Genomic DNA, 26,220 nt, shown 5'->3' with positions numbered 1-26,220 from the left:
TTCACCATGACAATTCTGCGGGGGTGAGGCGCCGCGACGGAACTTCAATGCTGGCGATGCGTCCGTCCGCCAGGCGGATGACGCGATCGGCCATGCCGGCAATGGCGGCATTGTGCGTGATGACAATGGCCGTGGTGCCCAGTTCCTGGTTGATGCGGGCGATCACTTCGAGCACCAGCTTGCCGGTGGCATAGTCCAGCGCGCCGGTCGGCTCGTCGCACAGCAACAGTTGCGGGCGCTTGACGATGGCCCGCGCAATGGCCACGCGCTGCTGCTCGCCGCCGGACAGTTGGGAAGGAAAGTGGTCCTGTCGCGGCGTCAGCGCGACCAGTGCCAGCGCTTCGTCCACCGGCATGGGGTCGCTGGCGATGTCGGTGACCAGTGCCACGTTCTCGCGAACGGTCAGGCTGGGAATGAGGTTGTAGAACTGGAACACGAAGCCTACGTGTTCGCGCCGGTAACGCGTCAACTCCTCATCGGGCGCATCGGTCAGGCGGTGGTCGAGGAACTCCACCTCACCGGTGCTCGGCCGGTCCAGTCCGCCCAAAATGTTCAGCAGCGTGGACTTGCCGCTACCCGAGGCGCCCAGCAGCACCAGAAATTCGCCCGCCCGCACCTCGAGATCCACGTCGCGCAGGGCATGTACCGCGGTTTCACCACTGCCATAGATCTTGGACAGCGACCGGATGCGCAGCACCGGGGCGTCCGGCTGCTGCGCCGTGGTCATGCGTGCAGGAGCCTATTGCACTGTGATTTTCTTGGTCGCTGCCGTAGCCTTCTTCGGCAGTTCCAGCGTCAACACGCCGTCGGCGTACCTGGCCTGGACCTTGCCGTCGTCCACGTCCTGGGCCAGGCTGAAGGTGCGCGAGATATTGCCCCAGTAGCGCTCGCTGCGCAGAACCTTGTCACCATTGCCCTTGGTCTCTTTTTCGCGCTTGACCTCGGCGTCGATCTGCACCACATTGCCGTCGATGCGCACGTTGATGTCTTCCTTCTTCACGCCGGGGATGTCGGCCTTGACCTGGTAGGCGTCGTCCTTTTCCGAGACATCAATGCGCATTTTCAGCGCCGGCGTTTCCGTCTCGAAAACTGTGGGCGAGAAGAAGCGGCGCATGGCCGACTCGAAGGAATCGGTGAAGGTGGGGTCCAGGACACGAAGATTGCTCATGATTGACACTCCTTGAATGATTAAAAAAATAATGAAAAACCGTACCTTCCAGGTCAGGCACCGACCTCGAGTTTGTCCACAACGCGCGAAACACCGCGCGCCGAGAACGCAGCACCTACGGCCGCTTCGCGCTCCGCCAGTGAATGCACTTTCCCCCAGAGGGTGACGACGCTGCCTTCAACCTCCACGGTGATGTGTTTGGCCTCCCGCGCGGCCTGCCGCGTCAGGGCCGCGGTGATCTGGGCGCCGACGTCCTTGCTGCTTGCGCGGGACTTGATGGTGATGCGGTTGGACAGGCCGCGCACGCCGGCCAGCGGCCGCACACACTGTTCGGCGCTGGCCAGCTGGTAGCTCCAGTCGACTTCGCCGGTGAGGGTGACCCGGCCGTTTTCGACCAGGACCTGGATCTTCTCGTCCGGCACCAGGGAGTTCAGCTGCAGGGCTGTGGCCGCTGCCTGCGCGATGTCGGAATCGCTGCGTTTGTGTTCGGCGGCCAGCCTGACATCAAGCTCCACCGCGATGCCGCGCACGCCGGCCACACGGTGCACAGCCCGCTCCACCGCATGCTTTTCGGCATAGCTGTCGAGGTGGCCGGTCAGGGTCACCACACCCTCCCTGACCGCCACGCCAATGCCGGTGGCATTGACGGCGGGATCCCACGCGAGCTCGTCAACGACGTCGGCCTTGATGTGGGCATCCGTTTTCATGGAACTCTCCTGATGGCTGTTGGAATCTGAATGCGGCGGTATGGCACTGCCAAGACGCTCAATCTATTCCTCTTTGCGCGGCATGCATTGACATGGCGCAAGTCGGCGCGGAACCCGGCTCACGCAGGGACGCGGCGCCTGCGGCACAGGTTTCGATGAGGCTGCAATTTCGCACTGGAGGGGTCGACGGTCATCGCGAGCATGGCCTCGGGCGACTTGCGGGCATGGTACGCAGCTGGCGAGGTTGTGGACCGGGATTCAGGGGTTTCGTTGACCTTGCGCAAATGCGGGGTGGCGCTGCTACGGGACGATCATGCTTTTGACTGACTGGAGGCGCGGCATAGTGGCGCCGGACTTTTTCATGGCACTTTCTGACTCCCGCCCGCACGGGCACACGCCGGCTCCGATGGACCTTCCACTCAAGGCCGGGCTGGCCCGGCTCACGCACGGCGTCTCACCTGCCTCTGTCGCTGGGGCGTATGCCGACTGGTTCACGCACCTGCTCGTGTCGCCTTCCCGGCAGGCCGAATTGGTTGCCGACGCGCTGCGCAAGGGTCTGCTGTGGGCGCAGTATGCGCCGCAGGCCTGGCGGGGCGACTGTGTGCGCTGCGTGGAGCCTGTCCCCCAGGACAAACGCTTCTCGCCGCAGGAGTGGAACATGCTGCCGTTCAGCGCCATGGCTCAGGCCTTCCTGCTGCAGGAGCAGTGGTGGAACGGGGCCATGACAGGTGTGCGCGGCGTCTCCCGGCACCACGAAGACGTGGCGGCATTCACCACCCGCCAGTGGCTGGACATGTGGTCGCCCTCGAACTTTCCGATGTCCAACCCCCAGGTGCTGAAGGAAACCCTGGCCACGGGCGGGGCCAATCTGGCCAGCGGTTTTGCCAACTGGTCGCGCGACGCCATGGCGGTTCTGACGGAGGGCAAGCCACGCGGCGTGGAGGCCTTTCTTCCGGGAAAAGGGGTGGCGCTGACCCCGGGCAAGGTGGTTTTCCGCAACCGGCTGATCGAACTGATCCAGTACGAGCCGGCCACGGCCAAGGTCGATGCCGAGCCGGTGCTGATCGTGCCCTCGTGGATCATGAAGTACTACATCCTTGATCTGACGCCGGCCGATTCGCTGGTCCGCTACCTGGTGGATCAGGGCCACAGCGTCTTCATGGTTTCCTGGAAAAATCCGGACAGCCAGGACCGGGACCTAGGGCTCGACGATTACCTGGAACTCGGGGCCATGGCCGCGCTGAAGGCGGTGGGCGAGTTGCGGCCCGGGGCCGGCATTCATGCGGCGGGTTATTGCCTGGGCGGCACCTTGCTGGCCATGGCGGCTGCGGCCCTGGGCGCCCGGCCGCGCAACCCGCTGAAAACCGTGTCATTGCTGGCCGCGCAGGTTGATTTTCACGAGCCTGGCGAGTTGGGGCTGTTCATCGACGAGAGCCAGATTGCGTTTCTGGAAGACCTGATGGCGGGACGTGGCTACCTCGACGGCCGCCAGATGGCCGGCGCCTTTGCCCTGATCAATTCCAAGGATCTGGTGTGGTCCAAACTCGTGCATGAATACCTGATGGGCGCGCAGACACCGATGACGGCGCTGCGCGCCTGGAATGCCGACGCCACGCGCATGCCGGCGCGCATGCACAGCGAGTACCTGCGCAGGCTGTACCTGCACAACGACCTGGCCGAGGGCCGCTATGTGGCGGGTGGCCGCGCCATCTCGCTGGCCGACATCAAGGTGCCGCTGTTCGTGGTGGCCACCGAGCGCGACCATGTGTCGCCGTGGACTTCGGTCTACAAGATTCACCGCCTGACACGCGCGCCTGTGAGTTTTGTGCTGACCTCGGGAGGGCACAACGTCGGCATCGTCAATCCGCCGTCCGGCGCCGCAGCCCATGCCCAGGCCAGTTACCGCGTCGCCACCCATGCGGAAGGCAAGGCGCCTGCGGATCCGCAGGCCTGGCTGCAAGGTGCGCCGCCGGTCACCGGCTCCTGGTGGCCGTGCTGGCACGCCTGGCTGCATGAACAATCGACGGGACAAACCAAGGCAACGCCGGTCGTCGGCCTGCGTTCTGCGGGCCGGCTGTCAGCCGCACCCGGTACTTACGTTCACCAAGGGTAAGGTGCGGTTTCAGTACCCCTGCCCGCGGACACGGTCGGCGGGTAACCTGCTTCAGACGCGGGTTGGTGGCGCCGTGGCGGCGGGTTTCCCCGCAAAAAAGCCATTGCCCGATGCGATCGCCGCCTGAAAGCTTTCCATGGCCGATTTCAATGCGTCGCCCTGTTCGCTGTCGAGCAGGTGGGTGGCGCTGGCCATCATCTCGACCTGCGACTGCAGTGCCGCGGCCGTGATCTGTTGCCAGTACTGGGTGGCACCCTGCAGGTCAAAACTCAGCAGATCCGACTGGATGGCCATCAGGTCGGCCGGCTCACAGTTTCCATGCAGCTTTTGCGCCGCCGCCTGGTGACGCAGGGAAGCCTCGTGGGCCGCCTGATGCTGGATGGCCCGCATGGCTTCGCTGCCGCGCAACAGGGCACACGCCGCATCGGCGGCGACGGCCAGTTGCTGGCGGCCAAGGTCGGCCAGAAAACTGGCGGGGGTGGCGCCCATACCCGTGCTTTCGCGGGACGGGACGGGGAGGGACGTTTTTGCACGCATGGGAATTCCTTTCGGGTGGGGTGATGGTTGCCGGTTCAGCGCCGCATCGCCATGGGACGCTCATGCTCATGAATGGCCTGGCACGTGGTGCACAGGGCCGCGGCGGGCCGGGCCGCGAGGCGTCGCAGATCGATCGCTTCGCCACAGTCCAGACAATGGCCGAAGCGCTGATCGGCCAGGCGGCGCCGCGCCGCCAGCACCTCCTCGAGTTCATGCACCGCGTGTCCGGCCTTGGCCTCATCGACCGTGGCCAGGGCCTGTTCCATGGCGACATCCTTGAAATCCATCACCCGGTGTTGTCCGGTGCTGCCCGCTTCCTGGGGGTGCTCGGCGGTGGCGCGCAGGAGGGCACGCAGTTCGGCTTCGCGCTGCGCCAGAATCTGGCTGAAGCGCGGCATCAGGGTGCAATCGTATGTTTCCATGGAGAACCTTGTGCTGGCGCGACCATTCTGTGGGCCACCCGGCACCCGGGTCTTTGATCTGGAGCAACTGAGGGTGCTGACCGGGCGCTAATCTTCCAGCATGGGGTATGTTTGACTCTTGTTCCAAGGAAATTCATGAGCGTACGCAATCTCGAGACCCTGTTCCGCCCCGCCTCTGTGGCCCTGATAGGTGCCTCCGACCGCGAGGGCAGTCTGGGGGCTGTGGTCCTGCGCAATCTCAGGGCTGACGGGTTTCAGGGCCCGGTCTGGCCGGTCAACCGTCGGCATTCCCAGGTGGGTGGTGGCCCGGCCTGGCCCGATGTCGAGTCGCTGCCGCAGGCGCCGGATCTGGCCATCATCTGCACGCCGGCCGCGACCGTGCCCGACCTGATCACCGCCCTGGGCCGCAAAGGCACGCGCGCCGCCATCGTGCTGTCGGCCGGGCTCAAGCAGGCCTCGCGCGCGGGCGGGCCCACGCTGGAGCAGGCCATGCTGGATGCGGCGCGGCCCTGGCTGCTGCGCATCCTCGGGCCCAACTGCATCGGGGCGCTGGTGCCGGGGATCGGGCTCAATGCCAGTTTTGCACCCGGCAACGCCTTGCCCGGCAAGCTGGCTTTCGTTACGCAATCGGGCGCGCTGGCGACCGCCATGCTGGATTGGGCCAACAGCCGCGGCATCGGGTTTTCGCATTTCATCTCGCTGGGCGACAGCGCCGACGTGGACTTCGGCGACGTCATCGACTACCTGGCCAGCGATCCAGGAACGCGGGCCATCCTGATGTACATGGAATCGGTCAAGACCGCTCGCAAGTTCATGTCGGCGGCGCGCGCCGCCGCGCGCAACAAGCCGGTGATTGTTGTCAAGGCCGGGCGTGCGCCTGACGGCGCCCGGGCCGCGGCCTCGCACACCGGTGCGCTGGCCGGCTCCGATGTGGTGTTCGACGCCGCCGTCCGGCGCGCTGGCATGTTGCGGGTGGACACGCTGGAGGCGCTGTTCGACGCCGCCGAAACCCTGACCCATGTGAGGGGTTGGCACGGCGAGCGGCTGGCGGTCCTGACCAACGGCGGCGGTGCGGGGGTGCTGGCCGCCGACGCGCTAGCGCTGGGCGGTGGCCAACTGGCGGTGCTGGGTGAAGGGACGCTGGAAGCGCTGAACCAGTGCCTGCCGCCTACCTGGTCGCATGGCAACCCGATTGACATTGTTGGTGATGCACCCGTCAGTCGTTATGCGGACAGCCTGCGGGTCTTGCTGGCGGCACCCGAGGTCGACGGTGTGCTGTTCATCCATGCCCCCACCGCCATTGTTCCTGCCGACCAGATTGCAGCGGCCTGCCTGCCCTTGATCCAGGCGTCCGCAAAACCGGTGCTGACCTGCTGGCTGGGCGGTGCGGCGGTGGCGGCGGCGCGGCGGGCCAGCGCCGGGGCCGGCATTGCCAGCTACAACACGCCGGAGCGCGCCGCAGCGGCGTGGCTGCAACTGGCCACCTACGCGCGCAACCAGCAGGCGCTGCAGCAGCTTCCCGCGTCCGCACTGGAGGACTTCACGCCGGACCGGCAACTGGCCCAGTCGCTGCTCGAGGAGGCGCTGCAGGAAGGCCGCGAGTGGCTCGGTGATGCGCAGGCCCAGGCGCTGCTGCGGGCCTACGGCATCCCCACGGTGGAAACCGTCAGGACCCGCGACGTCGAGGAGGCGGTCGCTACCGCCAACCGCATTGGTTACCCCGTGGCCCTGAAGATCGTGTCGCCCCAGGTCATCCACAAGTCCGACGTCGGCGGCGTGGCGCTCAACCTGGCTTCAGCCGAAGAACTCGGGCGCGCGGCCGAGAAAATGCGCCGGCAGGTGACCGGGCTGCTGCCGCAGGCGCAGATACTCGGCTTCACTGTGCAGGCGATGGCTGAGCGCCCCGGGGCGCACGAACTGATTGTCGGCATTGCCTCGGACCCCGTGTTCGGGCCGGTGATGCTGCTCGGCGAGGGTGGCGTGGCCGTCGAGCTGCACAAGAACCATGTGGTGGCGTTGCCGCCGCTCAACACCCGGCTGGCGCAGGACATGCTCGCCGGCAGCAGGCTATCGCTGCTGTTGGCGGGCTACCGCGGGCGCCCGCCCGCCGATGAGGCGGCGTTGCTGGCCACGCTGCTGAAGGTCTCGCAGATGGCTTGCGACCTGGCCTGGCTGGCCGAACTCGACATCAACCCCCTGCTGGTTGACGAACACGGTGTGCTGGCTCTCGATGCGCGGGTCCGGTTGCGCCCGGTTCCCGCGGGCGAGCGCAGCCGGCTGGCCATCCGTCCTTACCCGCAGACCCTGGAGGAGCATGTGCAGGTCAAGGGCCAGGACGTGCTGCTGCGTCCGATTCGCCCCGAGGATGGCCAGCGCCTGATGGCTTTTTACGCCGGGGCGTCACCTGCCGACATGCGCTTGCGTTTCTTCATGACGCGGCGCGAGGTGCCGCATTCCGAGCTGGCCCGTTACAGCCAGATCGACTATGACCGCGAGATGACCTTTGTGGCGATGGTGCCGCAGGCGGGCGGCGAGCCGGTCATGGTGGGCGAAGCGCGGGCCGTTTGCGACCCCGACAACCTGCAGGCGGAATTTGCCATACAGGTGGCCACGGACTGGCAGGGGCGCGGCCTGGGGCGCCAGCTGATGGACAAGCTCATTCGCTACCTGCGCGAGCGCGGCACCACCGAGGTTGTGGGGCAGTGCCTGCCGGAGAACGTGGGCATGGCCGCCCTGGCGCGCCAGACCAGGTTCGACGTGTCCACCGCAAGCGCGCAGGAAACCGTGGCGATGCGCCTGTCGCTGCGCTGAAAATGATTTGACTGAGGAGAAAAATTGTCCGCTTACCATCAGATTCTTGTTCCCTTCGACGGCAGCCCGACTTCGGAAAAGGCGCTGGACGAAGCCATCCGCCTGGCCCGGCTGACCGGCGCGCGGCTGCGGCTGCTTCATGTGGTGGACGAGCTGAGTTACGTCAACGGCTTCGAGACGGCGATGAATTACACCAACGAAATCGTTCCCCTGATGCAGGCGGCGGGTGAGAAACTGCTGGCGCTCGGCCGGCAAAAGGCCGTGGACCAGGGCGTGGACACCGACAGTGTGCTGATTGTGGGCGGGCCGGGCCGCATCTGCGAACATGTGGCCGAGCAGGCCAGGAGCGCGGGGGCGGACCTGATTGTGGTCGGTTCGCACGGGCGGCGCGGCATGGGCCGTGTCCTGATGGGCAGCGACGCCGAACAGATCGTGCGGACCGCGCCGGTTCCGGTGCTGGTGGTGCGCGGGGCCGAGGATACCGCCCGCCCGTAGTCCCTGGTTGCCAATCGCCCGAGTTGCCAGCCGGGGCCGCGGAACCGGCTTTGCCGGGCCGCAGGCGCAGCGCCCCCTCGGGGGGCAGCGCAGTACGCGAAGCGACAAGCGTGGGGGCCCTAGTTGCAGCCCTGCTGGTTGACGATGGACTGCAGGGCGGCGGGGTCGAGGATGCGCACATGGCGCTGGTGGACCTCGATGACGCCGTCATCGGCAAACTTCGAGAAGGTGCGGCTCACGGTTTCCAGCTTCATCCCGAGGTAACTACCAATCTCCTCGCGTGTCATGCGCAGGACCAGCTCCGACCCCGAGAACCCCCGAGCATGCAGCCGCTGCACCAGATTCAGCAGGAAGGCCGCCACGCGTTCTTCGGCCCGCATGCTGCCCAGGAGCAGCATCACGCCGTGTTCGCGCACGATCTCGCGGCTCATGATGCGGTGCACATGGTGTTGCAGGGCATTGATCTCGCGCGAGAGCTCACCGATGCGATTGAAAGGCATGACGCAGACCTCGGCATCTTCCAGGGCGACGGCATCGCAGGTATGGCGGTCATTGACAATGCCGTCCAGGCCGATCACCTCGCCGGCCATCTGGAAGCCGGTGACCTGGTCGCGACCGTCGCCGGAAGTGACGCAGGTCTTGAAAAAGCCGGTGCGAATGGCAAACAGTGATTCGAACGGCTCACCATTGCGAAACAGGGTGGCGCCGCGTTTGACCTTGCGGCGGATGGCCACGACCTCGTCGATGCGCGCGAGCTCTTGCGGGCTCAGGCCCACCGGCATGCACAGTTCGCGAAGGTTGCAGTTCGAGCACGCCACCTTGATAGTTTTTTCATCGATAAACGGCGTTTCCGGGGCAGTCATTACCAGATCCGCGGGGGGCGTACGTACGGGGATTTCCTTCATGGGAGAGCCTTATATGATCTTGATCAAATTGTCCTGTCCTCCGCCCCGGCGCATTTGATCCATATCAAACGGTCAGGGGGGCGGACGCGGCACAGTCACTTACCTCCACGAGAATCATGTCATGACCAATGTATCGCCCGATCTGCTCCAACGATTCGACGTTCCGGGGCCGCGGTATACATCCTATCCAACGGCCGACCGTTTTGTAGAAGCCTTCACCGCAGCCGACTATGGTCAGGCCCTGGTCCAGCGCCGCACCGGCCCGGCCGGGCTGACCATGCCGCTGTCGCTGTATGTCCATATTCCGTTCTGTGAATCGCTGTGTTATTACTGCGCCTGCAACAAGATCATCACCAAGCACCATAACCGTGCCATCAGCTACCTGCGCTACCTGAGCCGCGAGATCGACCTGCACACGGCCCAGCTCGGCGAGGGCCAGACGGTCACGCAACTGCATCTGGGCGGGGGGTCGCCGACCTTCCTGTCCGATGAAGAGTTGAGAGAACTCATGGCCATGCTGCGGCGCAGTTTCACGATGGTGCCCGGCGGCGAATACTCCATCGAGATCGACCCGCGCACGGTTGACGGCACACGGCTGCGCGCCCTCGCCGACATGGGTTTCAATCGCCTGAGTTTTGGCGTGCAGGATTTTGATCCCGATGTCCAGAAGGCCGTGCACCGCATCCAGCCTTTTGAGCAGGTCAGCGAACTGATGGCCCAGGCGCGCGAGGTGGGCTTCGATTCCATCAATGTGGACCTGATCTACGGCCTGCCGCGCCAGACCCCCGAGTCCTTTGCACGCACACTGGCCCAGGTGGCGCAGTTGCGGCCCGACCGCATTGCGCTGTATGCCTATGCCCACCTGCCCGAGCGCTTCAAGCCGCAGCGACGCATCACGACGGCCGATTTGCCTGGTGCTGCGGCCAAGGTGGCCATGCTGACGCAGTCGCTGGCGGCCTTCATGGGTGCAGGGTATGTCTATATCGGCATGGACCACTTTGCCCTGCCCAATGACGCGCTGGCCGTGGCCAAGCGCCAGGGCCGGCTGCACCGCAACTTCCAGGGCTACAGCACCCAGCCCGACTGCGACCTCATCGGCCTGGGCGTCTCGGCCATCGGACGAATCGGTGCGACCTACAGCCAGAACGCCAAGACGATGGAAGAGTACTGCGACCATCTGGACCAGGGCCGCCTGCCGGTGGTGCGTGGGCTGGCGCTCAACCGCGATGACTTGGCGCGCCGTGCCGTGATCATGGCACTGATGTGCCAGGGCCAGGTGCTCTTCGAGTCAATCGAGCTGGCGTGGCTGCTGGACTTCCGCAGTTATTTCGCGGCCGAGCTCGAACAGCTGCGCAGTCTGGCCGATGCCGGGCTGGTTCTGCTGGACGAGTCCGGCATTCAGGTCACGGCGCAGGGCTGGTTCTTCGTGCGCGCGGTGGCCATGGTGTTCGACCGCTACCTGCAGGCCGACCGAAACCGCGCCAGGTTTTCGCGCATCATCTAAGAGGTTTCCGCCATGTCCACCACACTGGCTGTAACAGCCCTGATGATGGGGTTGGCCGGCGGCCCGCATTGCGCTGCCATGTGCGGTGCAGCCTGTGCGGGCATTTCGCGCCTGGGGCCGCGTCAGGGTGCGGGCTCGTCGTCGCGCTCACTTTGGAGCTTTCAGGCTGGGCGTCTGGCGGGCTACTCGCTGGCCGGCGCCGCTGCCGCGCTGGCCGTGCAGAGCCTGGCCTGGTTGACCACCAACACCGCGGCGTTGCGCCCGGTCTGGACGCTGTTTCATCTGGCTGTGCTGCTATGGGGGTTGATGCTGCTGTATCAGGCCCGCCAGCCGGCATGGGTCAGCGACGCTGGCCGCGCCGTCTGGGCGCGCATCCGGCCACTGGCCACGGCGCGCGGCGGCATCTTCGCTACTGGTGTGCTGTGGACCTTCATGCCCTGCGGCCTGCTTTATTCGGCGCTGCTGGTGGCCTCGCTCAGCGGCGGGCCGCTGGAGGGCGCGCTGTCGATGGCGCTGTTTGTCGCCGGCAGCAGCGTGTCGCTGATGCTCGTGCCGCTGCTGTACGACAAGCTTCAGGGGCGCGGTAACAAGTTCAAGCAGGACTGGGGCACACGCGCGGCCGGTGGCCTGCTGGTCCTCGCGGCTGCCTGGGCGCTCTGGGCGGATGCCTTCCACCGCTTTGCCGAGTGGTGCGGTATCGCGATTGCCTGACCTGGGGTTCCGGTCGATGGTCAACGCGCGACGGTGGCGCGGATGGCGATGAAAATGGCGTGGAGTGCCGGTTGACGCAGGCCCATGCAGGGTAGACTGCAAATTCCGCTGCAACAAGGAACGCCCGTCATGGACGCCATCTCATCGAATGACCTGAACGACATGGGGCGCTATCTGCAGTTCATGGTGAAGTCCGATGCTTCGGACCTTTTTGTCACCGTAGGTGCCCCACCATCTGTCAAGGTACATGGGGTGATCCGTCCCATGAATCTGCCCGCCTTGACGTCTGGCGATGCGAAGTCGCTGGCCTATTCGGTCATGCGCGAGTCCCAGATGCGTGAGTTCGAATCATCGCTGGAGTGCGACCTGGCCACAACCATCGACGGCTTGGGGCGCTTTCGCTTCAACATTTTCATGCAGCGCGGCGAGGTGGCGATGGTGGTGCGCTACATCACCTCGACCGTCGCATCGATAGATGAACTCAAGTTGCCGCCTGCTCTCAAGGGCCTGGCCATTCTCAAGCGAGGCCTGGTATTGGTCGTGGGTGCCGCAGGTTCTGGCAAGTCCACCACACTGGCCGCCATGCTCGACTACCGCAACGGCACGGTGCCGGGGCATATCCTGACCATTGAGGATCCGATCGAGTTTGTGCACCACCACAAGCAGTCGCTGGTCGACCAGCGTGAGGTGGGCCTGGACACGCATTCGTTTGAGGAGGCGCTTCGCCATGCGATGCGCGAAGCGCCGGATGTGATCATGATCGGCGAAATTCGCGATCGCCTCACCATGCAGCATGCGATGGCCTACGCCGAGACGGGGCACCTGTGTGTGTCCACGCTGCACGCGAACAACGCCAACCAGGCCATCGAACGCGTGCTCAACCTGTTTCCGGAAGAGTCTCGCCGCCAGGCCCTGATGGATTTGTCGCTCAACCTCAAGGGCGTGGTGGCGCAGCGCCTGATCAAGGGTACCAGCGGCAAGCTGGTACCAGCCGTGGAGGTGATGCTGCAGTCTCCCTACATCTCGGATCTGATCCTCAAGGGCCAGGCGGATCAGATCAAGCCAGCCATGGCCAAGAGCAACGAATTGGGCATGCAGACTTTTGACCAGTCCCTGTACAACCTCTACACCGCCGGAGACATCACTCTGGAGCAGGCCATCGAGAACGCAGATTCGAAAACCGACTTGTCCCTGAGGGTGAGGCTGACCTCCGGCAGGGCTCCGGATGCGTCGGGCATGGAGATCAAGTCGTGAGTCGGGGGGCGCGAAGATGAGCGAATCGACGGATTCATCCACGCCGCAATGGGACGGTGAACCACACGAGCTGGCTCCGGCCATGCTGGCAATGGCAGCCGGCTTGCCTGCGATACCGCCGCAGGTCACCACCATCCCCCAGTTGCTTGTAGCCCTGGAATATCTGCATACCCGCCCCAGCCAATCGGTCGAGAGCATCATCCTTGACTTGGGCTACCTGTCGAAAGAGGTGCTTGCACCCTACTTGCATAAGGCAGGGTCTTCAGGTTATTTGTTGGGGAATCTCCTCGAGAAGGGGCTGATCACGCTGGACGCATCTCACCGGATCCTGTCGAGTTTGGCCGGTCTGCCGGAGGTGGACCTGAGCCATTTCGAGATCCGGACGGACGCTGATGAATTGAACGTGAGTGACGCGCGTCGCTACCATGTGTGTCCCCTCGGGGCGACGCCCGATAGTTTTTTTGTGGCTTCGTCTACACCGACCCAACAGGAACTCGCGCTACTGCTTTCGTCTCTTCTCAATCGGCATGTACAGCTGGTGTGGGCGTCGGCTCAGGCCATCGACGAAAGGCTTGTGGATCGTGTGCCGGGTCGGCGAGATCCAGTGTCCGCTAACGGACTGGCAGCAAAAGGGGCGGCGCCGAGTGCGCGCATCACCGGGTTGCCGGAGGCTGCAGACACCGGGACGGAGCATGAGAATATCGACCTGTTGCTGGCCAAGGCGATTGCCGACGCGGATTCCCATCCGGCGGGTGCGCAGCTCCTCGATATTGTCGAGTCGTCCAGCTTCGTGATGTTGGTCAATCGCATGATTCAGGATGCCCAAAAGCTCAATGCCTCTGACATCCACATCGAAACCAACCCGGGCCAGATGGTGACCCGTGTCCGCTTTCGCCGCGATGGGGATCTGGAACCTTACCTGAAGTTGCCGGCTTCGCTGCGCGCTGCGCTGGTGTCGCGCATCAAGGTGATGGCGAAACTCGACATTTCCGAGCGCCGTCGGCCGCAGGATGGAAAAATCAACTTTGCTGATTTTGGCGGCAGCAAGCTCGAGCTGCGGGTCGCGGTGCTGCCTACCCATGATGGTCTGGAAGATGTGGTGATGCGCCTGCTGGCGTCGAGTAAACCGATCCCGTTGGAGAAACTGGGCCTCCAACCTCGCGATGAAAAAAAGGTTTTGGCCATGTCGGCCCACTCCTTCGGCCTGATCCTTGCCGTCGGTCCCACCGGCTCTGGCAAGACCACGACGTTGCACTCGATGCTGAAAGAGATCAACACAGACCAGCGCAAGATCTGGACCGCTGAAGACCCCATCGAGATCACGCAGGACGGCCTGCGCCAAGTCCAGGTCAATCCAAAGATTGGCGTGACCTTTGCCGCTGCCATGCGTGGCTTCCTGCGGGCAGACCCGGACATCATCATGATCGGTGAAATTCGTGATACCGAGACGGCCAAGATCGTGATCGAAGCATCGTTGACGGGGCATCTGGTTCTCTCTACCCTGCATACCAACAACGCCTCGGAGAGCGTGGTTCGCCTGCTGGACCTGGGCATGGACCCGATGAACTTTGCCGACTCGCTGTTGGGCATCGTGGCCCAACGCCTGGTTCGGGCACTGTGCCCAAAATGTGCCGCACCCAAGCCACTCCCCCGCGAAGCGTTTGAAAAGCTGGTGACGGAGTACATCGACGGAACGCCCATGGATGCCGAGGAGGGTCGCCGCCGGCTGGTGGACGGCGCCGGCGTCAGCAAGTCCGACGAGATCGTGGTCAGGACGGCGGTTGGCTGTCCACAGTGCGGAGGCAAGGGCTACAAGGGCCGTATGGGGATCTACGAGGTGCTGGAGAATAATCCGACCTTGCGCGGCCTGATCCAGCATCAGGCTCGTCCGTCTGAGGTGTTCGAGACCGCCATCCGGATGGGCATGCGTAGTCTGCGGCATGACGCGCTGGAGAAGATGGTGCAGGGGAAGATCGACCTGCCACAGGCCCGTGCTGCCTACGGCTGAATAAATCAGTATGGAACGGGCGATGAAACTCGACGTTTCCTCTACGGTGCCCGCATTCGCCCGCTGGCATGGCCACGGGCCGGGATTTTTTTCACCCGGCGCGCTGTGCAGACCTTGTGCAGCGCGTTGCGTTATGGTTCGGTCTGGCGCCGGGCCCATTCGTTCCCCCGGCGATAGCGGTAACAGGCCCTGAGCCCATCAACGGAGCGTGACCGTTTCGAGGTAAAACGGCATGTGGACGTCCCAATGGAGCTCGCGCTCGATGTGCTGGCGCATCGCGTCGGCAGCGGCCGGTTCGCCGTGTGTGATGAAGGTCTGTTTGGGCGGCGCCTTGAAGCCCTTGAGCCAGCTCACAATTTCGGCGGCGTCGGCATGGGCCGACAGGTCGTCCAGCTTGGCGACCTCGGCCCGGATGGGCACGTCCTCGCCGAAGATCCGCACCGTCGGTGCTCCCCCCGCGATGGATGCTCCGCGCGTACCGCCGGCCTGAAAGCCGGCGAACAAAATGGTGTTGCGCTTGCCGGGCGCAAAGGCCTTGAGGTGGTGCACCACGCGCCCGCCCGTGGCCATGCCGCTGGCGGCGACGATCACCATCGGGCCGTGGCGTGCATTGAGCAGCCGTGATTCTTCCGGCGTTTGCACGATGTGTGCAGCATGCGCCAGCGCATCACATTCGGCGGCCGTCAGCCGCAGTTCCGATTTGTGTTTGAGGTAAACCTGCATGGCGCTGGCCGCCATGGGGCTGTTGAGGTACACCGGGATGTCGCCGATCACGCCCTGGGCCTTGAGCAGCTGGATGCAGTGCAGCAGGCTCTGGGCCCGGCCCACGGCGAAGGCCGGGATCACCACCACGCCGCCGCGGGCGGCGGTGCGGTTGATCACCTTGCCGAGTTCCAGCAGCGGGTCCGAGTTCCTGTGCGGACGGTCGCCATAGGTGGATTCCACCACCAGGTAGTCGGCGCCATCCATCTGCACGGGGGGCTTGAGCACCAGATCGTTGGGCCGGCCGATATCCCCGGAAAACAGGATGGAGCGTGAGCCGTCGTCCAGCCTGACAAACGACGACCCGACCATGTGGCCCGAGGGCGTCATGCGGGCATGCAGGCCCGGTGCGGCCTCCCAGTCCTTGCCGTGGGGAACCGGATGAAACAGCTTGAGGCATTGCAGCGCATCGTCGCGCGTGTACAGCGGCAGGGCCTCCTTGTGTTTGGACAGCTTGTGGCGGTTGGTGTACTCGGCCTCTTCTTCCTGCAGGTGGCCGGAGTCGGGAAGCAGGATGCGGCACAGGTCGTAGGTGGCGGGTGTGCAGAACACCTTGCCGCGAAACCCCTGGCGCGCCAGCAGGGGCAGGTAGCCGCTGTGGTCGATGTGGGCGTGCGTCAGGATCACCGCGTCGATCGAGGACGGCTTCACCGGCGGCGGCGCCCAGTTGCGCAGGCGCAGCAACTTGTAGCCCTGGAACAGGCCGCAGTCGACCAGCACCTTGGACTTGTCGTGCTGGATCAGGTATTTGGAACCGGTGACGGTGTCGGTCGCGCCGAGGAATTGAAGTTTCATGGGTTTCAGTCTAGGAAGGGCGAGGGTGGATTCGCTTGCGGTGGATCAACAGGGGTGGACGTGACGACAGGCGCTTTTTTTACCGCGCCAGAGCCGTCCGCGCGGCTGCCAGGTCCCAGCCGGCCCAGCCGCAGCTCTTGAAAAGCACTGGCCCGGCTGGCCGCTGCGTGCCCTGGGCCAGCACGTCCGCGAGCGTTGCAAAGCGGCTCACATCGAGACCGGCCTGCAGCAAATCGCCCGCTTCATGGCTTGCGTCGGCGGTGTCCACAAACACCGCGCCCTGCTGCGCAAAGTGACGGCACAGGTCCGGACCGAGCTCCACCATTTGCGGCGTGAAGGCGCCGACCGCGCTGATGAACGCATCCGGGCGCGGCAAGCTGCCCAGCACCACGCCATGGGCCGGCGTGCAGGTCACCGCCAGCGGGCAGTCGGCCAGCGCGGTGTTAGCGTCCTGCACCACACGGGCCTGCAGGCCCCGTGCTTGCGCATGCTGCACCAGGGCCAGCGCACTGGACACGCTGCGCGAGGCGATCACGACTTCGCGAACCTGCAGGACTTCTGCAAAGGCGTCGAGGTGGGCCTTGCCCTGCACCCCCGCGCCCACGATCAGCAGCGGCCCGCGGGTGTTGGGGGCCAGTCGCTGCGCCGCCAGCACGGAGACGGCCGCGGTGCGCCGCGCCGTGACCGTCGGGCCGTCCAGCACCAGCCGGCGTTCGCCGCTGGCAATGTCAAAAATCACGACATCGCCCTGGATGGTGGCTCGCGCGGTTCCGGCGTTGGCCGGCGTGAAGGTGATCAGTTTGGTCATGGCCACCCGGCTGTCCGAGGCCGGCATCACAAACAGGCTGCCGCCGCCGGCCAGGGGTTGCACCAGACGCTGCGGGACCTGCACCGAGGCATCGCCCAGCAGGCGCACGATTTCTTCCAGCAAGGCAGGGTAGGGCAGGCGGGCCGCAGTCTGCGCGGCGCTCAGCAGGATGGGCGAATCGGTCATGGCTGGATGGTAAGCCAGCCTGCGCATCCCCCGCCTGTGGCATCGGCAAAGGACCGGTCAGGGCGTGTTTGCTGGAAGCGGTTTTATCCTACATCGGCACGGGCAATGCCCCGCGTTGAATGTCCAGGGCGCATTCATAACATCGAAACAGTCGCAACGAGGAGTCTGTTTCATGTTTTCCACCCATATGCCCCAAGTCAATGCCATTCCCCGTGAATACCTTTATCTGGGCGCCGGGGTGGTGCTGATGATCAGCCTGCTGGCGGCCATGGCCATGGTGGCCGGCGGCGAAGTCAAAAAGGCCCAGGCGCGTGACTCCCTGCTGGCCTCCCAGCAGACCGCCGTGGCTTATTGTGTGGAAACCCTGCGCGGTGCGGCCCTCAGCAACTGCATGCGACATGCCCGGGCCGACGTGTACAACGACGGCGCCAAGTCCACCCTGGCCGGCAATGAGCCGGCAGGCGCGGTTCTGGCCGGCGGACAGGCCAAGACTTCCGCGGACAACATGGGTTTGATCCCGGTCTCCTTCAGCGCTGTCCGTTAAACCCGGGTCTATTTTTCCGGCTGTACCAGACAGAGCGGTTCCAGGAAGGGGCGCCGGCAGCGGTTAGCATTCCCTGCATGAAGTTATCCCGCCTGTTTCAGCCCCGCAATCCCCTGTTCTGGATGGCCATGGCGCTCAATGCCCTGTCGGCCGCGCTGGCCTGGATTGTTCACAACCGGGTGCTGGACACCTGGGCCACCCTGATCGTCGGCGGTTTCGCCCTCAGCAACGCGCTGATCGGCAGTTGGCTGGTCTGGCGGCTTCTGCGGGACGAGCCCGCTCCCCAAAAAATCAACTGATCGCTCCCGCGCCCTGCGTGATGTCGCGCTGCGTTGTGATTGCCGTGCGCACGGCCACACGCAGCCCGCGCACCACGTCCTCCAGCGCCATGTGGGGCTGGCCCTGGCCGGGCAGAAAGGGAACATGCACAAAGCCGCCGCGCGTGCGCTTGAAGCCGCGCCCTGTGGCCAGCATGTGCATGAGTCCGTAAAACACATGGTTGCAGACAAAGGTGCCGGCGGTCTGCGAGACCTCGGCGGCAATGCCTTGTTTTTGCAGCGCCTTCAGCATGGCCTTGATGGGCAGCGTGCTGAAATACGCGGCCGGCCCGCCGGCGACGACGGGCGTGTCCACCGGCTGGGCGGCGGCATTGTCGGCAATGCGTGCGTCGTTCACATTGATGGCCACACGCTCCAGCGAGAGGGCGGCGCGCCCGCCGGCCTGACCGACACAAATGACCAGCGCCGGCTTGTGCGTGCGCAGCAATCGCCGCAGTTCGTCCAGCGAGGCCTCAAACACGGTCGGCAGTTGGGCGGCCACCACCTGATGGCCGCTGATGCGCCGGCCGTGCAGCGCCTGGACCGCCAGCCAGCTCGGATTCAGGGTGTCGCCGCCGAAGGCGTCAAAACCGGTCAGCAGGATGCGTGGCAGGGGCGGGGAGGTCGTCGGGCGTGGCATGCCACCATTGTGAAGCAGGCCGGACCCTGCGCTCGGCAGCGTCGATCCCGGGGCCGTGCAAGGCGCTTATTTTCTGATCAGTGCGCCGGTTTCCCGGTCGAAACGCACCTGGCGCACCTGCCCGTTCTGGCCGGGAAAGCCGTCCAGCGCGGCGCGCACCAGATAAGGCATGACCGCAGGCAGGCTGGCGCTGCCTTCATACACCGCGCGGGATTCGAACACGGCGCGGGGCTGCCCCGGCGGGCCGCTGCGGGTATCGAGAAGACGCAGGTTGAGCTGGCTGAACTGCACGGTGTAGGGCACGACCCGGTCGCCCACATAGGTCGGACCGAAGCGGCTGGGCGCCCAGAAGCCCGGGAAATACTGGCCGGCGGCGTTGCGGCGCGGCGGGTAAAACACCAGGGGGTCTTCATACACCGGCTGCAGATAGGTCCGTTGCTGGGTCTGGTTGACCGTGCTCAGCTCGGCCAGCAGGCGCGCCTGCTGGCCCGCGGCGGCAGGCCGCAGCCCCAGTTTTTCCAGTTCCAGCTGCGCATACCGTTCATAGGTGGCCTGCTCCAGCTCCTGCGGCGCGCCCAGGCGGTTGGGTGGCGGCCTGATGAAGCTGAAGCTGGCGCCGGCAGCGTCAGTGGGCCACTGGTTGAAGCTGGTGACCTGTGTCACCAGCGGGCTCGCGCAGGCGCTCAGCAATAAGGCTGACAGCAGGACGGGAAAAAGACGCGCGCGTGCAAGAAGGCTGTTCATGTTCAATGGGATGCTGCGACGAACAAAATGTTCCGTCTCTGAATTGAAAGCTCAAGTAAAGTAATCCGCACAGTTTGCGCCGCCTCTGCGGCGCCGACGCCAACGAAAGTCAATCATGAAATGGGAAGGCAACCGCGAATCCGACAACGTCGAGGACCGCCGCAGTGGAGGCGGAGGGGGCGGGTTGCTGGGCGGCCGGAGCATCGGCATCGGCACGATTGTGATCGCGCTGGTGGGCGGCTGGATTTTCGGCATCAACCCGCTGACCATTTTGAGCCTGCTGAGCGGCGGCGGCACCCCGACGGCGCAGGTGCAGCAGGGCCCCGCCCAGCGTCCGCCGGCGGATGACCGCATGGCCAGTTTTGTATCCACCGTGCTGGCCGACACCGAAGACGTCTGGAAAGTGGTGTTCACCCAGGGCGGGAGCACCTACCAGGAGCCGCGGCTGGTGCTGTTTCGCGGCGCCACCGCCACGGCCTGCGGCCAGGGGCAGGCGGCCATGGGGCCGTTTTATTGCCCGGCCGACCAGAAGGTCTACATCGACCTCGGCTTTTATGAAACCCTGCAGAAAAAGCTGGGCGCGCCCGGCGACTTTGCGCAGGCCTATGTGATTGCGCACGAGGTCGGCCACCATGTGCAGAACCAGCTGGGCATCACCGGCAAGATGGACCAGATGCGCGGCCGTGTCAGCAAGACCGAATACAACGCCATGAGCGTGCGGCTGGAGTTGCAGGCCGACTGTTTTGCCGGCTTGTGGGCGCACCACGCACAGCGCGCCCGTGCCATCCTGGAGCAGGGCGACGTCGAGGAGGCCATGAATGCCGCCGCGAAGATCGGCGACGACGCGTTGCAGCGCGGAAACGGCGGCGCCATCGTGCCCGAGAGTTTTACCCATGGCAGCAGCGCCCAGCGTGCGCGCTGGTTCAACAACGGCTTGCAGCAGGGCAATGTCAAGGCGTGCGACACCTTCTCCGCCCGGAATTTATAGAAAAAAGGCTTTCAGCCCACGTCCTGTATGCGCAAGCAGCTATTAAATGAATAGCATCCAGGCGACGGGAGCCCGGTCATCCGCAGGCCCGACCGGGCGGCGGGCCGGCTGAAATGCCTTTGTCACCCAAAGTGCGACAATAGCAGGCTAAATGACATCATCTTTTTCGAACCTTTCGCTGGCAGAACCGCTGGCCCGCGCCGTAGCCGAAATGGGCTACGAAACCATGACCCCCATCCAGGAGCAGGCCATTCCGGTCGTTCTCCAGGGCAGGGACGTGATGGGCGCCGCCCAGACCGGCACCGGCAAAACCGCCGCTTTCGCCTTGCCGCTGCTGCAGCGCATGATGAAACACGAGAACGCTTCGACCTCGCCCGCGCGCCATCCGGTGCGTGCGCTGGTGCTGCTGCCCACGCGCGAACTGGCGGTGCAGGTCGCCGAGCAGGTGAAGTTCTACGCCAAGTACACCAACCTGAACAGCGCGGTGGTGTTCGGCGGCATGGACATGAAGCCGCAAACCGCCGAGCTGAAGAAAGGCGTGGAGGTGCTGGTCGCCACGCCGGGCCGCCTGCTCGACCACATCGAAGCCAAGAACACCGTGCTCAACCAGGTCGAGTACGTGGTGCTCGATGAGGCCGACCGCATGCTGGACATCGGCTTTCTGCCCGACCTGCAGCGCATCCTGAGCTACCTGCCCAAGCAACGCATCACCCTGCTGTTCTCCGCCACCTTCTCGCCCGAGATCAAGCGCCTGGCATCCAGCTTCCTGCAGGACCCGGTGACCATCGAGGTGGCGCGTTCCAACGCCACGGCGTCCACGGTGGAGCAGCATTTCTACGCCGTCAGTGCCGACGACAAGCGCCGCGCGCTGCACCAGGTGCTCAAGACCCGCGGCATCAAGCAGGCCTTTGTGTTTGTCAACAGCAAGCTCGGTTGTGCGCGCCTGGCCCGCTCGCTGGAGCGCGAAGGCCTGAAGACCACCGCACTGCACGGTGACAAAAGCCAGGACGAGCGGCTCAAAGCGCTCGAGGCCTTCAAAAGCGGCGAAGTCGATTTGCTGGTGTGTACCGATGTGGCCGCGCGCGGCCTGGACATCAAGGACGTGCCGGCGGTGTTCAACTTCGACGTGCCTTTCAACGCGGAAGACTATGTGCACCGCATCGGCCGCACCGGCCGTGCCGGCGCCTCCGGCCTGGCGGTGAGTTTTGCGGCCGCCAGCGACCAGCGCCTGGTCACCGATATCGAAAAACTCATCAAGACCAAGATCGAGCTCGAACCCATGGAGTTCGAGGAAGACCAGCCGCGCATCAAGGAGCAGGGCCGCATCAACGACGGCCGGCGCATGTACCGCGACAGCGGCGACCAGCCCGTGCGCGAGGAGGCCGGGGCCCAGCGCGACAGGCCGGAACGCCGGGAACGCCGCGAGGCACCGCCGCAACGCCAGTCGGCCTCGCGCGACCCCTTCTTTGACAAGCCTTACGAATCCAGCCTGCCGGCCGAAGCGCAGCCGGCCTGGGAAGCGGCCGCCAAGGGCGGCGCCGCACGCGGCGTGTCGGCCAACATCAAGCCTAAGAAAAAAGTCGCTGCGCTGTTCAAGACAGGCAGCTGAGGCAGCAGGAGGCCGCCGGCAGTCAGCCGGGGCCTACTGTTTCCCGCGCAGGCGTCCGATGGTTTTGCACCGTCAGCCGGGCTAAGCTGGGGCCATGATGCCCTCCTACGCTGGCCTGCGCCGCGCCTACCAGCGCTCTTCCTTTCCCACCCTGTTCCGCCCGGTAGGCCGCGCTGTCGACCTGTGGATGAACGCGGACGGCCTGCGCATGAGTGCCGCCATGTCCTTCTACGGCATTCTCAGCCTCGCGCCCCTGCTGGTGCTGCTGGTGGCCGTGCTGGGCTGGTGGCTGGACCGCAGCTACATCGAAAGCAGCCTGATCCGGGAGATTGGCGGCGTGATCGGCGAGCAGGGCGCGCAGATGATCAAGCAGGCGCTGGCCAGCGCGCAGGAGCCGTCGGAGGGGTTGCTGGCATCGGGCATCGCGTTTGTGTTGCTGTTGTCGGGTGCCACCGGCGTGTTTGCCGAACTGCAGGACGCCTTCGAGCGGCTCTGGCGCCAGGACACCGGCGTGCCGCCGCAGCAGAAGTGGTGGTACGGCGCGTCGCTGCGCGTGCGCGGCATTGCCTACATTCTGGCCTTTGGTTTTCTGTTGCTGGTGTCGCTGGTGATCTCCGCTGTGCTGAGTTTCCTGACCACCTGGGCCGGCAGCTACATGCCGCTGGAGCGCGTGGCGGTGGTGATCAACGAGCTGGTGTCCATGGCGTTTTCCGCGGGGCTGTTCGTCGCGCTGATGCGCATGAGCGCCGGGCCCAAACCTGCCATGCGTTACTTGGTGATGGGCGGCATCGCCGGCGGCATTCTGTTTGCGCTGGGCAAGTACCTGATGGCGATTTACCTGTCCACCGCGGCCGTGGTGTCTGCCTACGGCGCGGCCGGCTCGCTGGTGGTGCTACTGATGTGGATCTACTTCTCGTCCGCCGTGCTGCTGCTCTCGGCCAGTGTGGCGCGCGCCCTGTCCGACGAGGCGGCGCTCAGGAAAGCCGGCCCGGCCCCCGCCTGAGTGCCCGGTAGGCCGCTGGTTTGCTGCTTTTTTGATAGCAGATGGCGTCCGCAGTCATTGGGCTGGAAGCCTGAAATGCTTGGATTTCCTTGAATTTCCGGCAGCACTCAGCCCGGTGCCTGGACCTGCGGACATTGCACACGGATCAACTCGAACTGACCGGGCTTGCTGCCCAGCCGCGCCGCCGTCAGGCAGCCGCCCCAGACACAGCCCGTGTCCAGCGGCAAGGTGTTGGCCAGCAGGCCGGACCCGCTGGCCACGGTCTCGGCGCCCAGCGTGGACCAGTGGCCGAAGGCGATGGGCAGACCGGCCGTTTTCCGGCCCGGCACTTCAAACCACGGCAGGTAACCGGGGAGCGCCGTCTGCGTGCTGCCGGTGGTGGCAAATTCCATGGCGCCGTCGGCGGTACAAAAACGCATGCGTGTCAGGGCATTGACAATCACGCGCAGCCGCTCGGCGCCGGCCAGCGTGTCCTGCCACTGGTCCGGTGTGTTGCCGTACATTGCTTTCAGAAATCCCGCCAGATCGGGGCCGCGCAGTGCCTGCTCGACCTCGCCGGCCAGCGCCATGGTTTGCGCGGCGCTCCACTGCGGCAGTACGCCGGCATGCACCATGAGCCAGCCGTGTTCCAGCATGGCCATGCGGCGGTGCCGCAGCCAGTCAAGCAGGGGCTCGCAGTCGGGTGCGTCCAGCACCTGCTGCACCGTGTCGCTGCGGTGCGGCTTGCGCAGCCCGTGGCGGATGCCGAGCAGGTTCAGGTCGTGGTTGCCCAGCAGGCACTGCGCCGCATCACCCAGGGCGGACAGGCTGCGCAACACGCCCAGCGAGTCCGGGCCGCGGTTGACCAGGTCGCCCAGCAGGTACAGCGTGTCGCGGCTGGGGGAAAAATCCACGCTGCGCAGCAGGCGCTGCAGCGGCTCGTTGCAACCCTGCAGGTCGCCAATCAAGTAAAGTGCCATGTGTTCATTCTGCCTCTGGATCCATGGATTTCATCCTCATCGCCTTTTTGACCCTGCTCAACGGCGTTTTTGCCATGTCCGAGCTGGCGCTCGCTTCCAGCCGCAAGGCCAGGCTCAACGCCATGGCGGAGTCGGGCGACAAGGGTGCGGGGGCGGCGCTGACACTGCTGGAGAACCCGACGCAGTTTCTCTCGTCGGTACAGGTCGGCATCACCTCCATCGGCATGCTCAACGGCATCATCGGCGAGGCGGCCTTCAGCGGCAGCCTGTCAAGCTGGATCCAGACCTTCGGCGCCTCCACGCGCGCGGCCGACATCACGGCCACCGCGCTGGTGGTCACCGTCATCACCTTCATCACCATTGTGTTTGGCGAACTGGTGCCCAAACGCATCGGCCAGCTTTACCCCGAAACCGTGGCGCGGCTGGTGTCGCGCCCCATGATGTGGGTGGCCACCGGCGCCAAGCCTTTTGTGCGGCTGCTGTCCTTCAGCACCCACAGCGTGCTCAAGCTGCTGCGGGTGGACAACGCCGGCGAGCGCACCGTGACCGACGAGGAAATTGCCGCCAGCCTGGAAGAGGGCGTCGATGCCGGGCTGATCGAGGAGCACGAGCACCAGATGGTGCAGAACGTTTTTCTGCTCGACGACCGGCTGCTCACCTCGCTGATGCGGCCGCGTTCGGACATCGAGTGGCTGGATGCCAGCGACACCGTGGCGCAGGCGATTGTCAAGGCCGGCGCCACCGGCCACTCGTGGTACCCGGTGTGCCGCGGCAGCCTCGACGACGTGGTGGGTGTGGTGAACATTGCCAAGCTGCTGGCCCTGCGCGGCCAGATCCAGCCGGTCGGCGAGGAAACCGGTACCGGCATCACACCGACACTGGCCGACCGCATCGACACCTACGCGATTCCGGCCATGTTTGTGCCTGAAACGCTGACCGGCATGGAACTGCTGGAGCAGTTTCGCACCCAGTCCACCCGCATGGTGTTTGTGGTCGACGAATATGGCGTGGTGCAGGGCCTGATGACCCCGATCGACATGCTCGAAGCCATCACCGGCGAGCTGCAGCCCGGCGCGCAGGTGGATGCCTGGGCCACACGCCGCGCCGACGGCAGCTGGCTGATTGACGGCGTGATGCCGGTGTCCGAGCTCAAGGCCAGGCTCGACATCCGGGAGCTGCCCGACGAGGACAGGGGCCGCTACAACACCGTGGCCGGCCTGCTGCAAAGCGTGTCAGGCCGCCTGCTGGGCACCGGCGATCTGGTGGACGCCGCGGGCTGGCGTTTTGAAGTGCTGGACCTGGACGGCAAACGCATCGACAAGGTGCTGGTCAGCCAGATTGCCGGCCAGCCGGATGAGACGGCCTGAAAGAGCCTGCTTTAAAGAGTTATCGGGCCGCAGGCCTTATTTTTACGTAACGACTCAAGTAGGGCCAGCAAGCCACAACCCACGATACCTCCCTGCACAGACCGCCATCCCTCACCCCCGCCCTCTCCCAGAGGGAGAGGGAGCAAAACCAGCCCAGACCATCTGAGTAGTTAAATTTTTACAGCGTTTTCGGACTCCAGCCCAAGCAGGACGGGCGCAGGAAGCTATTGATTCAATAGCAGTCCGGTTGACGGCCGGCGTAGGGCCAGCTTATGGCCGACTGGCCGGCCGCACCGCCGGCGCCACCGTGATCAGCACCTCGTTGCCGCCAAAGTTGCTGCCCTGCATCTGCACCGTGGCCACACGTTCTGCCTTGGTGAAGGTCAGCAGGCTGAGTTTGGAAAACGAACTCGAGGTCAGCGTCCAGCCGGCGGCGGGCAGGTTGTCGCGGAACCAGGCAAACGCCGGTTGCGCCTCGCCCGGCACCGTCAGGCTCAGCCGCCCCATCCAGGTGTTGCCCGAGCCCATGACCAGTGTGTCCTGCTGCTTGATGACCGCACCCTGCGGCAGCGGCACGTCCCCCGCCAGTTGTTTGGACGTGGCCTCGGTCACCGTGCTGTCGCTGCTCATGGGCGTGCTGCCCATGGAGCTGCAGGCCAGCAGCGCGAAGGTGGTGGAGAGCACGAGCAGGGTCTTGATGGACGTCATGGTTGGAACCCGGTAGGCGGTGACACATTTCTGGCCGCACCGTGATGCCGCACCAGAGGCCGCCGGTGGTCACATGCCGGCGATCAGGCAGCGAGATTGTAACGGGGCGTACGCGCACGGGGCAGTCGTCCGCTGCGCGCCCAACGCCACGGCCC

Annotated in this window: 25 protein-coding genes; 13 read left to right on the top strand and 12 right to left on the bottom strand. The window is 65.1% G+C overall.

From position 1 onward, the window contains the following. Window position 1 precedes the first annotated feature (1 nt). The 3 genes from B7X65_RS03570 to B7X65_RS03560 are packed head-to-tail and all read right to left on the bottom strand — an operon-like array spanning window position 2 to window position 1,875. The gene (locus tag B7X65_RS03570) at window positions 2-727 is read right to left on the bottom strand and encodes an ABC transporter ATP-binding protein (protein ID WP_293592744.1); all 726 of its coding nucleotides are present in this window, start codon (window positions 725-727) and stop codon (window positions 2-4) included. A 12-nt stretch (window positions 728-739) separates the two neighbouring features. Next, on the bottom strand, window positions 740-1,168 hold the full coding sequence (locus B7X65_RS03565) for an Hsp20/alpha crystallin family protein (protein WP_293592743.1): 429 nt from the start codon (window positions 1,166-1,168) through the stop codon (window positions 740-742). A 53-nt stretch (window positions 1,169-1,221) separates the two neighbouring features. Beyond that, complete coding sequence (locus tag B7X65_RS03560; RefSeq protein WP_293592742.1) at window positions 1,222-1,875, bottom strand: BON domain-containing protein; 654 nt, start codon at window positions 1,873-1,875, stop codon at window positions 1,222-1,224. A 361-nt stretch (window positions 1,876-2,236) separates the two neighbouring features. Between B7X65_RS03560 and B7X65_RS03555 the strand changes: the two genes are divergently transcribed. Further along, window positions 2,237-3,988, top strand: a complete 1,752-nt coding sequence (locus B7X65_RS03555) for an alpha/beta fold hydrolase (RefSeq protein ID WP_293592741.1) — start codon at window positions 2,237-2,239, stop codon at window positions 3,986-3,988. A gap of 51 nt (window positions 3,989-4,039) precedes the next feature. Here B7X65_RS03555 and B7X65_RS03550 read toward each other — a convergent pair whose 3' ends face one another. Beyond that, window positions 4,040-4,525, bottom strand: coding sequence for a phasin family protein (locus tag B7X65_RS03550; protein ID WP_293592740.1), 486 nt, complete (start codon window positions 4,523-4,525; stop codon window positions 4,040-4,042). Between the two features lie 35 nt (window positions 4,526-4,560). Then, a complete protein-coding gene (locus tag B7X65_RS03545) occupies window positions 4,561-4,947 on the bottom strand; it encodes a TraR/DksA C4-type zinc finger protein (RefSeq protein WP_293592739.1) in 387 nt (128 codons plus the stop codon). Window positions 4,948-5,082: 135 nt separating this feature from the next. Between B7X65_RS03545 and B7X65_RS03540 the strand changes: the two genes are divergently transcribed. Continuing rightward, window positions 5,083-7,758 carry a bifunctional acetate--CoA ligase family protein/GNAT family N-acetyltransferase gene (locus B7X65_RS03540; protein ID WP_293592738.1) on the top strand — a complete coding sequence of 892 codons (2,676 nt, stop codon included), beginning with the start codon at window positions 5,083-5,085 and terminating at the stop codon, window positions 7,756-7,758. 24 nt (window positions 7,759-7,782) lie between these two features. Then, window positions 7,783-8,253, top strand: a complete 471-nt coding sequence (locus B7X65_RS03535; RefSeq protein ID WP_293592737.1) for a universal stress protein — start codon at window positions 7,783-7,785, stop codon at window positions 8,251-8,253. 119 nt (window positions 8,254-8,372) lie between these two features. Here the strand turns inward: B7X65_RS03535 and B7X65_RS03530 are convergent, their stop codons facing one another. Then, the gene (locus B7X65_RS03530; RefSeq protein WP_293593011.1) at window positions 8,373-9,092 is read right to left on the bottom strand and encodes a helix-turn-helix domain-containing protein; all 720 of its coding nucleotides are present in this window, start codon (window positions 9,090-9,092) and stop codon (window positions 8,373-8,375) included. A gap of 187 nt (window positions 9,093-9,279) precedes the next feature. On the opposite strand from B7X65_RS03530, the gene hemN reads away from it, so the two are divergent. The 4 genes from hemN to B7X65_RS03510 all read left to right on the top strand — a co-directional run bounded on the left by hemN (window position 9,280) and on the right by B7X65_RS03510 (window position 14,635). Continuing rightward, window positions 9,280-10,662: an oxygen-independent coproporphyrinogen III oxidase gene (hemN, locus tag B7X65_RS03525; RefSeq protein ID WP_293592736.1), complete on the top strand. Its 1,383-nt coding sequence runs from the start codon at window positions 9,280-9,282 to the stop codon at window positions 10,660-10,662. 12 nt (window positions 10,663-10,674) lie between these two features. Next, window positions 10,675-11,373 (top strand): sulfite exporter TauE/SafE family protein, encoded by a 699-nt coding sequence (locus tag B7X65_RS03520; RefSeq protein WP_293592735.1) that lies wholly within the window; start codon window positions 10,675-10,677, stop codon window positions 11,371-11,373. Window positions 11,374-11,502: 129 nt separating this feature from the next. After that, a complete protein-coding gene (locus tag B7X65_RS03515) occupies window positions 11,503-12,627 on the top strand; it encodes a PilT/PilU family type 4a pilus ATPase (RefSeq protein ID WP_293592734.1) in 1,125 nt (374 codons plus the stop codon). Between the two features lie 16 nt (window positions 12,628-12,643). Next, a complete protein-coding gene (locus tag B7X65_RS03510; RefSeq protein ID WP_293592733.1) occupies window positions 12,644-14,635 on the top strand; it encodes a GspE/PulE family protein in 1,992 nt (663 codons plus the stop codon). Between the two features lie 198 nt (window positions 14,636-14,833). Here the strand turns inward: B7X65_RS03510 and B7X65_RS03505 are convergent, their stop codons facing one another. Both B7X65_RS03505 and B7X65_RS03500 read right to left on the bottom strand, forming a co-directional pair. Further along, entirely contained in the window at window positions 14,834-16,192 is a 1,359-nt protein-coding gene (locus tag B7X65_RS03505; protein WP_293592732.1) for an MBL fold metallo-hydrolase, read from the bottom strand. A gap of 79 nt (window positions 16,193-16,271) precedes the next feature. Next, the gene (locus B7X65_RS03500) at window positions 16,272-17,186 is read right to left on the bottom strand and encodes a delta(1)-pyrroline-2-carboxylate reductase family protein (protein WP_293592731.1); all 915 of its coding nucleotides are present in this window, start codon (window positions 17,184-17,186) and stop codon (window positions 16,272-16,274) included. Between the two features lie 172 nt (window positions 17,187-17,358). Here B7X65_RS03500 and B7X65_RS03495 point away from each other — a divergent pair, with 172 nt between their 5' ends. Together B7X65_RS03495 and B7X65_RS03490 are read left to right on the top strand one after the other, a co-directional pair. Further along, complete coding sequence (locus B7X65_RS03495; RefSeq protein WP_293592730.1) at window positions 17,359-17,730, top strand: hypothetical protein; 372 nt, start codon at window positions 17,359-17,361, stop codon at window positions 17,728-17,730. A 77-nt stretch (window positions 17,731-17,807) separates the two neighbouring features. After that, window positions 17,808-18,029 (top strand): hypothetical protein, encoded by a 222-nt coding sequence (locus B7X65_RS03490; protein WP_293592729.1) that lies wholly within the window; start codon window positions 17,808-17,810, stop codon window positions 18,027-18,029. Here B7X65_RS03490 and pcp read toward each other — a convergent pair. Together pcp and B7X65_RS03480 are read right to left on the bottom strand one after the other, a co-directional pair. Next, window positions 18,022-18,660, bottom strand: a complete 639-nt coding sequence (gene pcp / locus B7X65_RS03485) for a pyroglutamyl-peptidase I (protein WP_349769854.1) — start codon at window positions 18,658-18,660, stop codon at window positions 18,022-18,024. The two genes, B7X65_RS03490 and pcp, sit on opposite strands and share 8 nt — an antisense overlap. A gap of 93 nt (window positions 18,661-18,753) precedes the next feature. Then, the gene (locus tag B7X65_RS03480; RefSeq protein ID WP_293592727.1) at window positions 18,754-19,431 is read right to left on the bottom strand and encodes a DUF4136 domain-containing protein; all 678 of its coding nucleotides are present in this window, start codon (window positions 19,429-19,431) and stop codon (window positions 18,754-18,756) included. A 115-nt stretch (window positions 19,432-19,546) separates the two neighbouring features. Between B7X65_RS03480 and B7X65_RS03475 the strand changes: the two genes are divergently transcribed. From B7X65_RS03475 to B7X65_RS03465, 3 genes are all read left to right on the top strand, one after another. Further along, entirely contained in the window at window positions 19,547-20,419 is an 873-nt protein-coding gene (locus B7X65_RS03475) for a neutral zinc metallopeptidase (protein WP_293592726.1), read from the top strand. A gap of 151 nt (window positions 20,420-20,570) precedes the next feature. Further along, the gene (locus B7X65_RS03470) at window positions 20,571-22,028 is read left to right on the top strand and encodes a DEAD/DEAH box helicase (RefSeq protein WP_293592725.1); all 1,458 of its coding nucleotides are present in this window, start codon (window positions 20,571-20,573) and stop codon (window positions 22,026-22,028) included. Between the two features lie 97 nt (window positions 22,029-22,125). Further along, on the top strand, window positions 22,126-23,031 hold the full coding sequence (locus B7X65_RS03465) for a YihY/virulence factor BrkB family protein (RefSeq protein WP_293593009.1): 906 nt from the start codon (window positions 22,126-22,128) through the stop codon (window positions 23,029-23,031). A 107-nt stretch (window positions 23,032-23,138) separates the two neighbouring features. Here B7X65_RS03465 and B7X65_RS03460 read toward each other — a convergent pair whose 3' ends face one another. Next, the gene (locus tag B7X65_RS03460) at window positions 23,139-23,990 is read right to left on the bottom strand and encodes a symmetrical bis(5'-nucleosyl)-tetraphosphatase (protein ID WP_293592724.1); all 852 of its coding nucleotides are present in this window, start codon (window positions 23,988-23,990) and stop codon (window positions 23,139-23,141) included. 23 nt (window positions 23,991-24,013) lie between these two features. Between B7X65_RS03460 and B7X65_RS03455 the strand changes: the two genes are divergently transcribed. Then, entirely contained in the window at window positions 24,014-25,357 is a 1,344-nt protein-coding gene (locus B7X65_RS03455; RefSeq protein WP_293592723.1) for a hemolysin family protein, read from the top strand. 270 nt (window positions 25,358-25,627) lie between these two features. Here B7X65_RS03455 and B7X65_RS03450 read toward each other — a convergent pair whose 3' ends face one another. Further along, window positions 25,628-26,065: a hypothetical protein gene (locus tag B7X65_RS03450; protein WP_293592722.1), complete on the bottom strand. Its 438-nt coding sequence runs from the start codon at window positions 26,063-26,065 to the stop codon at window positions 25,628-25,630. Between the last annotated feature and the right edge of the window lie 155 nt (window positions 26,066-26,220).

It is taken from the genome of Polaromonas sp. 39-63-25 (assembly GCF_002278925.1).
Classification (GTDB): domain Bacteria; phylum Pseudomonadota; class Gammaproteobacteria; order Burkholderiales; family Burkholderiaceae_C; genus Polaromonas.
Note: the sequence above shows the minus strand (reverse complement) of the source record. Positions and strands in the feature narration are given on the sequence as shown.